This is a genomic window from Streptomyces sp. 7N604 (assembly GCF_052245475.1).
Lineage (GTDB): Bacteria > Actinomycetota > Actinomycetes > Streptomycetales > Streptomycetaceae > Streptomyces.
The window spans coordinates 41,081-53,451 of the sequence record NZ_JBQQBX010000021.1; the positions used below are offsets into that span (position 1 = coordinate 41,081).

Sequence of the window (12,371 nt, forward strand, 5' to 3'; positions counted from 1 at the left end):
CGGGAGCGCGTTCGGCGACCTCTTCACCGCCGCGATACCGCTCGCTCTGGGGGCGCTGGTGGCAGCCTTCCTCCTCAAGGAGCGTCCGATGCAGACCACGATGACAGGCAGGCACCGGCGGCCGAAGGCTTCACGGCTCAAGCTGACCCGACGCCGATCACGCGGGGCGTCCGCCCGGTGGGCAACGGGATGCGCAGCAGGGCGCGCAGGGCCGTGTGGCGAGACAGGCCCGCCGCGGGTATCGCCAGCAAACGTAATCCCACCCGGCGCGCCAACTCCTTGACCACAGCTTGACTTGCCTGGTCAGACGGGCCGTGCGTCGCTGGTATCGCTCCAGCACTCCGGGCATCTGCTCGCGAAAGGTCTGCCGGCAGCCGCGTGTGGGACACACCAAGCGCCGCACCCGCACACGGACCACCACCCGCCGTCCGCCGTCCGTCGACCGGCATGTCGGCCACCGTCCGCAAGTGAAATCCGTGCACCCGCCCCGACGACGCCCCGCACACCGGGCAGACCGCGGTGCCCTGCGGAGTCCGTGCCCGCACTGCGATCCTCTCGCCCTCATCGGCCACATCCTCAATGACCAGCGGGGAAAGAACCGAAAACACGGTCTACACAAGCTCGTTGACATCCTTCACGCGAGCGTCAACGACCCTCACGACTCTCCGTCATCACCGAATGTACGACAGGGCCGAAGACCGTACAGACCCTCTTCTGGTCGTCAGTCAGCGTGCCGGTGACCGGCTTCTTGACCGGGATGCGAACGGTGTTCCCGGGCGCCCTCGTAGCCCAGATCGGTCAGGGCGGGCAGATCGTCGCGTATGTCGGCCAGGGAGTCGATGACGTCGTGGTGGCGGGCGCAGGTGATGTCGTGCTCACGGCCGGATCGCACCGCGGAGACCCAGATCGGCCAGCCGTCCGGCGCGGAGATGACCTGGACGTTGCCGCCGTGATGCTTGTGTTTCCCGCTCCAGCGCAGGTCATGACTGCTGGGGCCGGGGATCGCGACCCGGTCGGTGGGGATCACCACCCCGTCGAGGTTCACGTGCGTCACGCCGGCTTGCTTGGCCTGCGCCAGGGCGTGGCGCAGGCCAAGGGCGTGTGCGGCGAGCAGGTCGGTACCTTCGTGTAGGTACCGGTAGCAGGTTTTGTCGCTGAGCTCGTTGTCGCAGGCCAGTTGCGCGACACGGGTGCCGTCGAGGAACCAGGGGATCACCAGCACGGCCTGTTTGAAGCAGCTCAGCGCGCGTCGCCCACGCCGAGTACGCTGCTGGCCGCAGCTGGCGGCCAGCAGCCGGGACAGGAACTCGACGGTGTCCTTGTTCATGTCCTACGTGACACTGCTACTCACGTGAGACCTCTGGTCCTACGGACTTGATCTTGTGATGAACAGTCCTACCAGGGGCTTCACCCCTATTTCGTACTCGGGGCCACGCGTGACGTGCACCGGCCGGACCTGGCGTCCACCGTCATCACTTGACGTGACAGACCATTACCGAGAATGGCTCACTATTCAGGAAGTACCTCGACCTCAGCCTTACGCCATGAGACGCCGAGCTGAAAACCGGGGACGGCGCCCGCGGTCATGCGCGGACCGCGGTCAGGAAGAGGTAGCCGCTCTCCGGGGTGACCGCGGACAAACGCATGAAGTCGATGAGCGAGGTGGCCTGTTCCTCGCCGACCAGGTCGGCCAGCTTGTCGCGGACGGTCTCCACGGCGTCGGCCATGACCGCGAGGGTACGGGAGACGTTGTCGCTGATGTCACGGATCTCCACGTCGACGAAACCGTTGGCGGCCAACGCCTTCTGGTATTCGTCCACGGTGCCCAAGGAGCGCACCGCGTAGTTCTCGCAGATGTGGTCCAGGACCACGCGTCCCTCAGGGCTGACCGGGCCGCGCTCGATGACGTCGGCGATGGCGAGGCGGCCGCCGGGGCGCAGGACGCGGGCGGTCTCGGCGAGCACATGCCTGCGGTCGGGCATGTGCCACATCGACTCAAACGCCCAGGCCGCGTCGAACGAGCCGTCGGGGAAGGGCATGTCCATCGCGTCCGCGAACTGGAACGTGGCCCGGTCGGCGAGCCCAGCCGCGGCCGCGCGTTCCGTGGCCTGCGCCACCTGGTCGTGGCTGACAGTGATGCCCACCACGTTCACGTCACAAGCGCTGATGAGCCGCAGCGCGGGATGGCCGATGCCGCAGCCGATGTCCAGGACCCGCTGGCCGGCCTGCGCGGCCAGACCTGAGATCATCAGGTCGGTCAGGCGGTCAGTGGCTTCCTCGATGGAGCTGTCGTCGGCGTCGTTCTCCCAGTAGCCGTAGTGGATGTTTGGGCCCCACACGGTACGGTAGACCGGACCGATCCCCTCGTAGATGCCGGCGACGTCGTTGGGGGAGGGTGAGTGGTCGAGCGTCATGAGGAGCTCCGTATCGTTGTGAAGGTGGCGGGAAGTCGGCGGCGGTTCAGCCGTCCGGCGGTGAGCCCGCGAAGATCGTGTTGGTACGCCACCGAAGGTCCTGCGGGTCGACCGCGAGCCACATGCCGGGGAACGCGTCGAGGCGATGGTGGCGATGTGGATACAGCTGACGTAGTCCTTGAGACGTTGGCCGCCGAAGGCGTGGCGTTGCGGCGGCCCGTCGCCCCCAGGGCTCTCGTGGTACGGCGCGACTCGGAGCTGTACCGGCTGGCCGCCGCCGTTTACCTCGACGGTGGGCTTGTCCGCGGCGTCTTTCGTGTACCAGCCGTCGACCACGAGCTGGTCCATGTCGGCCGATGACAGACCCTCTGCGGCGAGGATCTCAGTCAACCGCCCTGAAATCCGGCAGTCACATCGAAAGGCGGGCGGAGACCCGCTGCGCTCGGCTGGGCAACCCCAGCCGAGCGCCTGCGTGATCTACTGACGACTACGTAAGCCATCAGGTGTTGCGAGGACCCCGAGAATCCGCCAACACGAGGAGGTCCATCGCGTTGAGCATGGCCAAGTGGCCGCGCGGGGCTGTTGAATATGTCAGTGCTGCCGGGGCAAAATACTGGCCGCCTACTATTCTCCGCTCGTCGTGAGTTCCCTGGAGCAACTCTGCTTCGTGCGCCCATTACATTGCTTGCCCTGCAGCTCAGCTTGCGTGCGGATTGAAGCCGGCACGTGGAATGTTGATCTCTGGCATGTTTCCGGCATCTTGTCCCATTCTTTGCTCACTTCAACTCGAAGCGCAAGAAACCCAGCCGCAAGCCCCCTGCTTGCCATTCAGTACCAAGCGCCTGGTTCGCCATCAGAGATATCCTCAGCTGCCTGCGGTCAACTGCCGAAAGGCTGCTGTCACTGTCCAGTACCGCCTTCGTCCAGGCGGCACTCTCCTCCCAGAATGGCAAGGTTTCTGACGTAGCATCGACTTCATCGACCAATTCAAAACCCGCAGACTGCGCGGCTTCTGCGTAGTCGAGCACCGTAGCCGGTTTTGTGTAGAAGTATTCGGCCCACACATCGGCCCCGTGAGGGCGTGTAATGAATACTTCCTCGATGCACACACTCCCGCCTGGACGAAGCACGCGCGCCAGACGCTCGAACCACAGAGGACGGTTGAAATATCCGCTGCTCTCGATTGCTACTGCTGCGTCGTAGGGGCCGCCCAAGGGGAGATGCATTGCATCACAGACCAGTGTTCGGACCTTCCCGTCCAAACCGCATTCCCGCGCGAACTCGTCAACTATCGGCGCGTGTTCCGGCGCGTTGGTGACCGCCGTGACGTCGGCGCCGTATTCCTGTGCCCAGAAGAGCGAGCCCCCGCCAAGACCGCAGCCGACATCCAGGATTTTCCCCGACAGCCGCTGTTCAGCGCCCCAGACCTTGGCCGCATACCGCAGCAAACCCTCTTGATGACGCCGTATGCTGCCGCGAATGGCATCTGGCGTCGCATCGTGAGCATGCGGTGGCGTTTCAGAGGAAGGGTAGTAACCTACATGATAGTGAATCCTGGGTCCAGGCCCGTATTTGCGAACAAGCCTAGCTGTTTTGCCGTCGTAGTATTGGCCAACTATCCTTACCTCATCCTCAGACTCCAGCGCTGTTTGAGGTGAACTTGAAAGTTCATTCAGATTTGACACGGTCACTCCTCCAGAGCTCGAATGCCGACGACGTCGGTGAATGGATTGCTTTGGTCGTTACGCTGTGCTCGTCATGAATTTGGCGAGGATACGTGGTTTGACAAGGATCGCCGGACCGGATTCCATGTTCATCAACTGTGCCGGCACCTCCCACATGCGAGAGTCACCCGGCACCGAGGCAAGTAGGCGATCCATGAAGGGGTTTGCGGCCCGAGTAGGCCAGGGCTGGGCGGTTGTGCCAGCCTTGATCCGAGATTGTTGCCATAGCAGCGTCTCGTTCGAAATGCAGAGCCGCCCTCATGATCCGGAATCTTGCAGTCGCCCCGAAATTGAATTGAGTGGCGGCTATCGGATTCCATCCTGGAGGACAACCCGGGGCGTGTCAACGACGCGGCGTGAGCATTTAGGGAAATCCCCAAAGAAGACGGCGTAAGGCCTGGACGGGCCTGGACTTGGACTACTCTGCGGATTGGTGGCTGCTGGGCGGCACCAAGGCCGTGTTCGAGTCCGGCTATTAAGCCGGCACCCAACGGCGGACAAGACTTCCCGAGAAGGACTCGGTTTCTACTGACCGGCATGGATGCCTGTTCGGCAACGCAAGCCAGGCGTTCCGACGCGGACGTCATGGCACGGAACGGAGTGGGAATGAGTGGCGGTAAGCAGGTCCTGCTGGCCGAGCCGCGGAGTTTGTGTGCCGGTGTGCGCCGGGCGATAGCCATCATCGACCTCGCGCTGGAACGGCACGGCGCGCCGATCTACGTTCGCAAGGAGATCGTGCACAACCACTACGTGGTGCGCGAGTTCCAGCGCCGGGGTGTCCGGTTCGTCGACTCCGAGCAGGAGGTACCGAAGGGCGCGGTGTGTGTCTTCTCCGCGCACGGTGTCTCCCCGCAGGTGCGGCAGAACGCGGACGCACGCGGGCTGGACGTGATCGACGCGACCTGCCCCCTGGTGGCCAAGGTGCACCAGGAGGCCCGCCGGTTCGCCCGCGACGGGCGGACGTTGCTGCTGGTCGGGCACGCGGACCACGAGGAGGTCGAGGGCACCTTCGGGCACGCTCCCGACCAGACGGTCATCGTCGAGACGGTTGCCGACGCGGAGGCACTGGACCTTCCCCCCGACGCACCGGTCGCCTACCTCACCCAGACCACGCTCTCGGTGGACGAGACCAGGGACATCATCGCCGTGCTCCAGCGCAGGTTCACCGACCTGCGCGGGCCCGCCACCGACGACATCTGTTACGCCAGCCAGAACCGCCAGGACGGCATCAGGGCCATCGTGGACCGGTGCGACCTGGTGCTGGTGGTCGGTTCGACCAACTCCAGCAACTCGATCCGGATGGTCGAGGTGGCACGCAGGCTCGGCGGCAGGGCCGAACTGGTGCCGGACGTGACCCACTTCGACCCCACGTGGCTGGCCGGCGTGAGCACGGTCGGCGTGAGCGCCGGGGCGAGCGCGCCGGAGATCCTCGTCGACCAGCTGCTCGACTGGCTCGCCGAACTGGGTTACGCGGACACGTCCGTAGAACGGGTGGCGACCGAGGACATCGTGTTCTCCCCGCCCACGCGGCTGACCGGAGTGGCGGACGTACCGTGACCGATCGAGACCGGGCGACCTCTGTCGCTGATGGCGCCGGCAAGGACTCTGTTGGCAAGAGCGCGTCGGCGGTGAGCCGCGTCGGCCCCGCGGCCACCCCATGCCATGAGGGTCCTTCCAGGCGTCAGCCGGCACACGAGGCCGTCGGCCGAACCGGCATCGCGCCGGGCAGTCGGCCCCAACTGACCGAGAGGGTGGCCGCGGCCGCCTACCACACCCGGTGAGGAGCACTGTTCGACATGGCGCTGCTGGAAACCGTGCGCGACCCGGCGCGGCTGCGTGAGCTGACCGCCGGGGAGCTCCGCGACCTCGCCGGGGAGATCCGCGCGTTCCTGATAGAGCGGGTCTCCGCGACCGGGGGACATCTCGGGCCCAACCTGGGTGTGGTCGAGCTGACCATCGCGTTGCACACGGTGTTCGAGTCCCCGCGGGACCGGTTGCTGTGGGACACCGGGCACCAGTCCTACGCGCACAAGATCCTCACGGGCCGCCAGGCCGGGTTCGACCGGCTGCGCAAGTCGGGCGGGGTCTCCGGCTACCCGAGCCGGGAGGAGTCCGAGCACGACCTGGTGGAGAACTCGCACGCGTCCACCGCGCTGTCCTATGCGGACGGGCTGGCCAGGGCGGACACCCACCTCGGCCGACGCGACCGGGCGACCGTCGCGATCATCGGCGACGGCGCGATGACCGGCGGCATGGCCTGGGAGGCGCTCAACAACATCTCGGGCGGGCCGGAGCGGCCGCTCGTCATCGTGCTCAATGACAACCAACGCTCCTACGCGCCGACCGTCGGCGGGCTGGCCGAGCACCTGGCCGACCTGCACGCCGGGCGCGGGCCGGGCGTGTTCGAACAACTCGGGCTCGGTTACCTCGGCCCCGTCGACGGTCACGACCTCTCCGCCGTCCAGGACTCCCTGCGCCACGCGGTCGCACTGGGCGGGCCGGTGGTGGTACATGTGATCACCGCCAAGGGCAAGGGATACCGACACACCGAGACCAACGACCTCGACCTCGGCCACACCGTCAAACCGATGGACCCGCACACCGGGGAGGCGCTGAAGGCGTCGCCCCCGTCGTTCACGTCGGTGTTCGGCGAGAAGCTGGTCGAACTGGCCGAGCAGCGCGACGACCTCGTGGCGATCACGGCCGCGATGACCGAGCCGACCGGGCTCCTGCCGCTGCAGCGCAGGTTTCCGCACCGGGTGATCGACGTCGGCATCGCCGAGCAGCACGCGGTCACGATGGCCGCCGGGTTGTCCATGGGCGGCGTGCACCCGGTGGTGGCCATCTACTCCACGTTCGTCAACCGCGCGTTCGACCAACTGCTCATGGACGTCGCGCTGCACCGCCGCCCGGTGACGTTCGTCCTCGACCGGTCCGGGGTGACTGGCGACGACGGGCCGAGCCACAACGGCATGTGGGACCTGTCGGTGCTGCAGGTGGTGCCGGGGCTGCGGATCGCGGCGCCGCGGGACGGCACCCGGCTGGCCGAACTGCTGGCTGAGGCGGTTGCGTGGCACGAAGGTCCGACACTGCTGCGGTTCCCCAAAGGCCCCGCCGGTGAGGACCTGCCCGCCACCGCAACGTTCAACGGGATTGACGTGCTGCGCCGTTCCGGCCGGCTGGACGTTCTGATCATCGCGGTAGGTGCGCTGGCCGGGCTCGCGGTCACCGTCGCCGACGGTGTGCGGGCACAGGGCATCGGGGTGACGGTGGTGGACCCGAGGTGGGTCACCCCGGTCAACCCCGCGCTGGCCGACCTGGCCCGCCGCCACCGGCTCGCGATCACGGTCGAGGACAACAGCCGCGTGGGTGGTGTCGGTTCCGCGATCGCGCAGGCGCTGCGGGACGCCGACGTGCACACCCCGCTGCGCGAGTTCGGCATCCCGAGGCGGTTCCTCAGCCACGGCTCCAGGGCCGAGGTGCTCGCCGCCTGCGGGCTGACCGCGCGGAACATCACCAGGGTCGTGGTGGAGCTGCTGACCGGCCTCGACGCCGCACCGGCGTCGGCAGGCATCGACGACCCCGGCACCTGGCCGGTTCACTCAGGGGAGGAACATTGACGACCGTCGATTTGGGAATGCCCTTGCCACGCAAGGACGAGGTCCCGCTCTCGGTGGCCACGCGGCGGACCTCCCGCCAGATCATGGTGGGCACGGTGCCGGTCGGCGGCGTCGCGCCGGTGTCGGTGCAGTCGATGACCACCACGTCCACCGCCGACATCGACGCCACGCTGCAGCAGATCGCCGAGCTCACTGCGGCGGGCTGCGAGATCGTGCGGGTCGCCGTGCCGTCGGCGGACGACGCGGCCGCGCTGCCGGTGATCGCCCGCAAGTCGGGCATCCCGCTGATCGCTGACATCCACTTCCAGCCGAAGTACGTGTTCGCCGCGATCGACGCCGGCTGCGCCGCAGTACGGGTCAACCCCGGCAACATCCGCCAGTTCGACGACCAGGTCGGCGCGATCGCCCGTGCGGCCAAGGACGCGGGCATCCCGATCCGGATCGGCGTGAACGCCGGGTCGCTGGACAAGCGGTTGCTGCACAGGCACGGCGGCGTCACCCCGGAGGCGCTGGTGGAGTCGGCGTTGTGGGAGTGCTCGTTGTTCGAGGAGCACGGCTACACCGACCTGAAGATCTCGGTGAAGCACCACGACCCGGTGGTGATGATCGAGGCGTACCGCAAGCTCGCCGGCCGGTGCGACTACCCGCTGCACCTCGGCGTGACTGAGGCAGGCCCCCGGTTCCAGGGCACTATCAAGTCCGCGGTCGCGTTCGGCGCGCTGCTCGCGGAGGGCATCGGCGACACCATCCGCGTCTCGCTCTCCGCACCACCGGTCGAGGAGGTCAAGGTCGGAGCGCAGATCCTGGAGTCGCTTGGGTTGCGGCCACGGGGACTGGACATCGTGTCGTGCCCGTCCTGCGGCCGGGCCCAGGTCGATGTGCACACCCTCGCCGAGCGGGTCACCGCGGCACTCGAGGGGTTCCCGGTGCCGTTGCGGGTGGCGGTGATGGGCTGTGTCGTCAACGGGCCTGGCGAGGCGCGCGAGGCCGACATCGGTGTCGCCGCCGGCAACGGCAAGGGCCAGATCTTCGTCAAGGGCAAGGTGATCCGCACGGTCCCCGAGTCACAGATCGTGGAGACCCTCCTGGCCGAGGCCGCACGCATCGCCGAGGAGATGGGCGTGGACGTCGAGGCGTGACCGGCCGCACCCGGTCCGACGACGAGAGGAGAGGTCTTCCATGACGAACCCGACGAGCTTCACGGGGAACGCAACTCGTCTCCCTCCACCGGAACTTGACCTGTCCCCACCACCGCCCGCTGACCCACGCCGCCCTCGCCAACGGCCGCGGAGACTGGCTCGTCACAGGTCACGGCGTGGCCCGCGCACTCGTGGCCGGTCAGCCCCTGACCTCCGAGGAGCGACATAAAGTAAACGTCCAGGAAACATGACACAAAATGCAGTTCATGCATGAACGTACGGATTACGATCTCGCGAACCACCGAGCATTAATCCACAGTTTCACACCCAATGCGCGGGGGCCACGAATCTGTTCTCAGAATCTGGAGGACAAACGCCCTCGAAACTAACGCGACACGATTCGGCGCCTGCAGCTTGTCGGACATGACGCGGACGTGATAGTCGATGGTCTTCGAACTGAGGTATAACTCTCTCGAAAGTCGCCCGCTGGAGAAGCCGGCCGCAACACCCTCCAGGATCCTGGCCTGGACCGAGCTGAGAACCAAGCCATCGACCGGCTGGGACACTTCGCAGCCGTTCTGATCATTATCCATGGTACCCATCCATTCCGTACAGCCCGGCTAGGCCAAGACCGTAAACGGAGAAATGCAGGAGCGAGAAGTACTGGCATAATATCCTAGGCGGACCCCTCACTCTTGTCACTGTTACGCCGTCGCAACCCATCAATTTCCGTCCACCTCGGAATTCTCTCCAAATTTTGCGGAATTCCGGCCTTGTTCGTATTGACGTGTGCCAGGGAATGGCGTTGACCGATGAGTTACGACATGAAGATCATCAGTTCCCGCGCATCCAACCCCGGGGAGGAGACTCAGCCTTGTGTCCACAGTGGAGCAGCTTCGAGGAACGGCCGTGACGAACTTCGCGCGCGATACCAAGACCGCAGCGCCGGCAGAACCGGACGCCCAGATTCAGACCCTGTACGAGGACCTGAGCAGACTGCCGGCCAGCGCACAGCTGGACGCGATGCTGTGCCTGCTGGAGGCGGCCAGGCTGATGCTGCCCACGCTCACCCCGGCGCGTGGCGAGCTCGCCGGCGAAGACCTCGACGACATCCGCGCGGCCATGCGCGCCGCGTCGCTCTCGGTACGCAGCTACCTGTGGCGGACCGGTGACAACGATCGGGTAGACCGGAAGTGAGATGCTCGAGCCGCCACAAGAAGTGGCCGCTCAGCTGTTCCTCGCAGGGCGACCCCCACCCGGACGACACAGTGGCGAAGAAGCCGGTTGAAACACTTGACTGACGAGGCGCCAGTGCTGGTATTACGTGCGCGACGCTGGCGTTCGACAGATCGACGAACGCCAGTTTCGCCACCGGCTTCCGGCTGGGCTCACGGCCAGCTGTCAGCTGCGTGCCCCTGAGGCTCGCAGCTGGGTCGTGCCGGGCAGGTCAGGCAGGAAGGTCATGGCGATCGCCGCGTAAGCCATGAAGCCCGCGCACACCAGCAGACCGGCACCGAACCCCGCGTTGACAGCCAACACACCCAGCGCCCGCCACGAAACGCAGCACCAGGAACATCGTGAAACTATGAACCACCAAGATCGCCGCGGTGAACACGCCGAACACCGCGAGCGAAACCATCAATGCCCGTTTGCGGCCGTAGTTGTCGGCGAGCTAGCCGACAGTTACGCTGCTCACCCCGATCCCGAGCAACGTCGCCGTGGCGAGCAGGCCGCCCTGTGTCGTCGTGAGTCCCAGATCGGCGCGGATCACAGGCAACGTGAACGACATCAGCAAGATTTCCAGCGCGTCAAACATGTAGGCCACGAACGAGCCGATGAGCATAACCATCTGTTTAGTCCACTCAATCGAACCAGTCCATTCAGTCCTCAAATTTCTCCGCTCGGGAGAACGAATGCTAGGCGCCCGCGCAGGGTTCATCGTGACTCAGCTCCGATTTTCCGCAATTCGCGGAGAACCGCCCGAGAACTCATTGAAGTCGGCCACCAGTCGCACCGGCTTCGCGGACGCCTCTTCTCCGGCACAGCGGCCGGCTCGCCAGTTGGATGGCGTCACTCAGGCCGCACCACCAGGCGGCGAACCTGTCCGGCTCGTCGAACTGCGGTCACAGCCCAGCCTTTGACCTGGACAGCCTGATCCTGGGACGGAAGGTTCCGGAGGAAGCAGTCACAGGTAGTGGGCAAGAAGAGCAATATGAGCAAGCGGTACACGGCGTAGTTCAAGCGGGATGCCGTCGTGTTGGCACTGTCGTCGGACAAGACGGTCACCGCGGTCGCCCGGGACCTGGGGGTGAGTCCGGAGTGTCTGCGTGGCTGGGTGAAGCAGGCCAAGGTCGATCGGGGCGAGGGGCATGCCGGGGCTCTGACCCAGCGCCGAGCGGGAAGAACTCGCCCAGTCGCGGCGCAAAGTCCGCGAGTTGGAGAAGACGGTTCGGCCTCGCCCGCCCCCCTGGCCACCGACGCGGACGTCCTGCTCATGGACATTCCGGGAAAAGCGACCGCCTTCTTCGCGCAGGACAAGATGAGGTAGACACTGCCGCGGGTGCCGCTTCATCGACGCGGAGACGGCCTCGGACGGAAATCTTGCAGGTCACAGCATGGCGCTGCTGCGCTGGGAGTGCCACGCTCTACCTACTATGCGCACCAGGCGGCCGTATCGGCGCGGCGGGCCGCACGGCGCGAGGAGGAACGTCTTGTGGACGAGATCCACGTGCTCCACGCTGGATCGCGCGGCACCTACGGAGCCCCGCGGATCCATGCCGACCTGCGGCGGGTCGGACGGGTGGTGAACCCGAAGAGGGGCGAGCGGCTGGTCCGCAAGCACCGGATTGTCGGGATCACCCGCCGTCGGGGGCCTGACCCGGCAGGCGAAGCGGGCGGTGTTCGCCGTCGACCTGATCGGCCGGGACTTCGCCACATCCCGCCCCGGGATGCGGCTGGTTGGTGACATGACGGAACTACTCAAGCTGGAAGGGAAGTTGTAACTGGCGACCTGTATCGATCTCGCGACGCGGGAGGTGGTCGGCTGGGCGATGGCCGACCACCACCGCGCCGGGCTGGGGTCGCCGCCCTGCGGATGGCAGCCGGGCGAGGTGGCCTGGCAAACGACTGCATCATGCACTGTGATGGAGGTCGGGCGCTTGTTCGACCGAATCGGTTGGCGGAATCCGGTCCTGATCCCGTCGTGGGCGTCGCGGTTGCACCGCCGACTCGCTGACACGCCGCAGGCCTGGCGGCTCGCCGAGGAACAATGTCAACTGGTGGCTGCCTGGGGTGCACCAGGTGCCCACGGGCGGGCGTTGCGGATGCTCGGTGAGCTGACCGAAGGGGCCCGCGGCATGGCGCTGCTGCAGGACGCCGTCGACGTGCTAGCGCCGTCGGACCGTCATTGGGAGCTCGCCGCGGCGCTGCGGTCGCTTGCGAACAGGCTTCGCGACGCAGGGTCACCCGGTCACG

The 12,371-nt window shown here is 66.3% G+C and carries 11 protein-coding genes and 4 pseudogenes; 7 read left to right on the forward strand and 8 right to left on the reverse strand.

Features of this window, described 5'->3' with window-relative positions; translation table 11 throughout:
* Window positions 1-149: 149 nt before the first annotated feature.
* The 3 genes and pseudogenes from ACTWP8_RS23095 to ACTWP8_RS23105 all read right to left on the reverse strand — a co-directional run.
* Window positions 150-608 (reverse strand): annotated as a pseudogene (locus tag ACTWP8_RS23095) (transposase family protein); the annotation flags it as partial.
* A 103-nt stretch (window positions 609-711) separates the two neighbouring features.
* Window positions 712-1,327, reverse strand: a pseudogene (locus ACTWP8_RS23100) (transposase family protein); the annotation flags it as partial.
* Window positions 1,328-1,583: 256 nt separating this feature from the next.
* On the reverse strand, window positions 1,584-2,414 hold the full coding sequence (locus ACTWP8_RS23105) for a methyltransferase domain-containing protein (RefSeq protein WP_443324058.1): 831 nt from the start codon (window positions 2,412-2,414) through the stop codon (window positions 1,584-1,586).
* 156 nt (window positions 2,415-2,570) lie between these two features.
* Here ACTWP8_RS23105 and ACTWP8_RS23110 point away from each other — a divergent pair, with 156 nt between their 5' ends.
* Window positions 2,571-2,774, forward strand: a complete 204-nt coding sequence (locus tag ACTWP8_RS23110; protein ID WP_443324059.1) for a hypothetical protein — start codon at window positions 2,571-2,573, stop codon at window positions 2,772-2,774.
* A gap of 416 nt (window positions 2,775-3,190) precedes the next feature.
* On the opposite strand, the gene ACTWP8_RS23115 is transcribed toward ACTWP8_RS23110, so the two are convergent.
* Window positions 3,191-4,099 (reverse strand): methyltransferase domain-containing protein, encoded by a 909-nt coding sequence (locus ACTWP8_RS23115; protein ID WP_443324060.1) that lies wholly within the window; start codon window positions 4,097-4,099, stop codon window positions 3,191-3,193.
* A 645-nt stretch (window positions 4,100-4,744) separates the two neighbouring features.
* Here ACTWP8_RS23115 and ispH point away from each other — a divergent pair.
* The 3 genes from ispH (at window position 4,745) to ispG (ending at window position 8,897) form a co-directional block, all read left to right on the forward strand.
* On the forward strand, window positions 4,745-5,695 hold the full coding sequence (gene ispH, locus ACTWP8_RS23120) for a 4-hydroxy-3-methylbut-2-enyl diphosphate reductase (RefSeq protein WP_443324061.1): 951 nt from the start codon (window positions 4,745-4,747) through the stop codon (window positions 5,693-5,695).
* A gap of 239 nt (window positions 5,696-5,934) precedes the next feature.
* Window positions 5,935-7,758: a 1-deoxy-D-xylulose-5-phosphate synthase gene (locus ACTWP8_RS23125; RefSeq protein WP_443324062.1), complete on the forward strand. Its 1,824-nt coding sequence runs from the start codon at window positions 5,935-5,937 to the stop codon at window positions 7,756-7,758.
* Window positions 7,755-8,897, forward strand: a complete 1,143-nt coding sequence (gene ispG, locus ACTWP8_RS23130) for a flavodoxin-dependent (E)-4-hydroxy-3-methylbut-2-enyl-diphosphate synthase (RefSeq protein ID WP_443324063.1) — start codon at window positions 7,755-7,757, stop codon at window positions 8,895-8,897. Before ACTWP8_RS23125 ends, ispG begins: the two co-directional genes overlap by 4 nt.
* A gap of 308 nt (window positions 8,898-9,205) precedes the next feature.
* On the opposite strand, the gene ACTWP8_RS23135 is transcribed toward ispG, so the two are convergent.
* Window positions 9,206-9,499, reverse strand: a complete 294-nt coding sequence (locus tag ACTWP8_RS23135; RefSeq protein WP_443324064.1) for a LuxR C-terminal-related transcriptional regulator — start codon at window positions 9,497-9,499, stop codon at window positions 9,206-9,208.
* A gap of 307 nt (window positions 9,500-9,806) precedes the next feature.
* On the opposite strand from ACTWP8_RS23135, the gene ACTWP8_RS23140 reads away from it, so the two are divergent.
* Window positions 9,807-10,094: a hypothetical protein gene (locus ACTWP8_RS23140; protein WP_443324065.1), complete on the forward strand. Its 288-nt coding sequence runs from the start codon at window positions 9,807-9,809 to the stop codon at window positions 10,092-10,094.
* Window positions 10,095-10,298: 204 nt separating this feature from the next.
* On the opposite strand, the gene ACTWP8_RS23145 is transcribed toward ACTWP8_RS23140, so the two are convergent.
* The 3 genes and pseudogenes from ACTWP8_RS23145 to ACTWP8_RS23155 all read right to left on the reverse strand — a co-directional run bounded on the left by ACTWP8_RS23145 (window position 10,299) and on the right by ACTWP8_RS23155 (window position 10,740).
* On the reverse strand, window positions 10,299-10,433 hold the full coding sequence (locus ACTWP8_RS23145; protein ID WP_443324066.1) for a hypothetical protein: 135 nt from the start codon (window positions 10,431-10,433) through the stop codon (window positions 10,299-10,301).
* A gap of 13 nt (window positions 10,434-10,446) precedes the next feature.
* Window positions 10,447-10,557: pseudogene (locus ACTWP8_RS23150) on the reverse strand (hypothetical protein); the annotation flags it as partial.
* Between the two features lie 12 nt (window positions 10,558-10,569).
* Entirely contained in the window at window positions 10,570-10,740 is a 171-nt protein-coding gene (locus ACTWP8_RS23155) for a hypothetical protein (protein WP_443324067.1), read from the reverse strand.
* Between the two features lie 405 nt (window positions 10,741-11,145).
* On the opposite strand from ACTWP8_RS23155, the pseudogene ACTWP8_RS23160 reads away from it, so the two are divergent.
* A pseudogene (locus ACTWP8_RS23160) lies at window positions 11,146-11,445 on the forward strand (transposase); the annotation flags it as partial.
* Window positions 11,446-11,625: 180 nt separating this feature from the next.
* The gene (locus ACTWP8_RS23165; protein ID WP_443324159.1) at window positions 11,626-11,862 is read left to right on the forward strand and encodes an IS3 family transposase; all 237 of its coding nucleotides are present in this window, start codon (window positions 11,626-11,628) and stop codon (window positions 11,860-11,862) included.
* The last annotated feature ends 509 nt before the right edge of the window (window positions 11,863-12,371 follow it).

Excerpts from the sequence above, each read along its gene's own strand:
- ACTWP8_RS23105 (WP_443324058.1), bottom strand. The coding sequence starts at position 2,414 with ATGACGCTCGACCACTCACCCTCCCCCAACGACGTCGCCGGCATCTAC.
- ispH (WP_443324061.1), top strand. The coding sequence starts at position 4,745 with ATGAGTGGCGGTAAGCAGGTCCTGCTGGCCGAGCCGCGGAGTTTGTGT.
- ACTWP8_RS23155 (WP_443324067.1), bottom strand. The coding sequence starts at position 10,740 with ATGCTCATCGGCTCGTTCGTGGCCTACATGTTTGACGCGCTGGAAATC.
- ACTWP8_RS23125 (WP_443324062.1), top strand. The coding sequence starts at position 5,935 with ATGGCGCTGCTGGAAACCGTGCGCGACCCGGCGCGGCTGCGTGAGCTG.
- ACTWP8_RS23135 (WP_443324064.1), bottom strand. The coding sequence starts at position 9,499 with ATGGGTACCATGGATAATGATCAGAACGGCTGCGAAGTGTCCCAGCCG.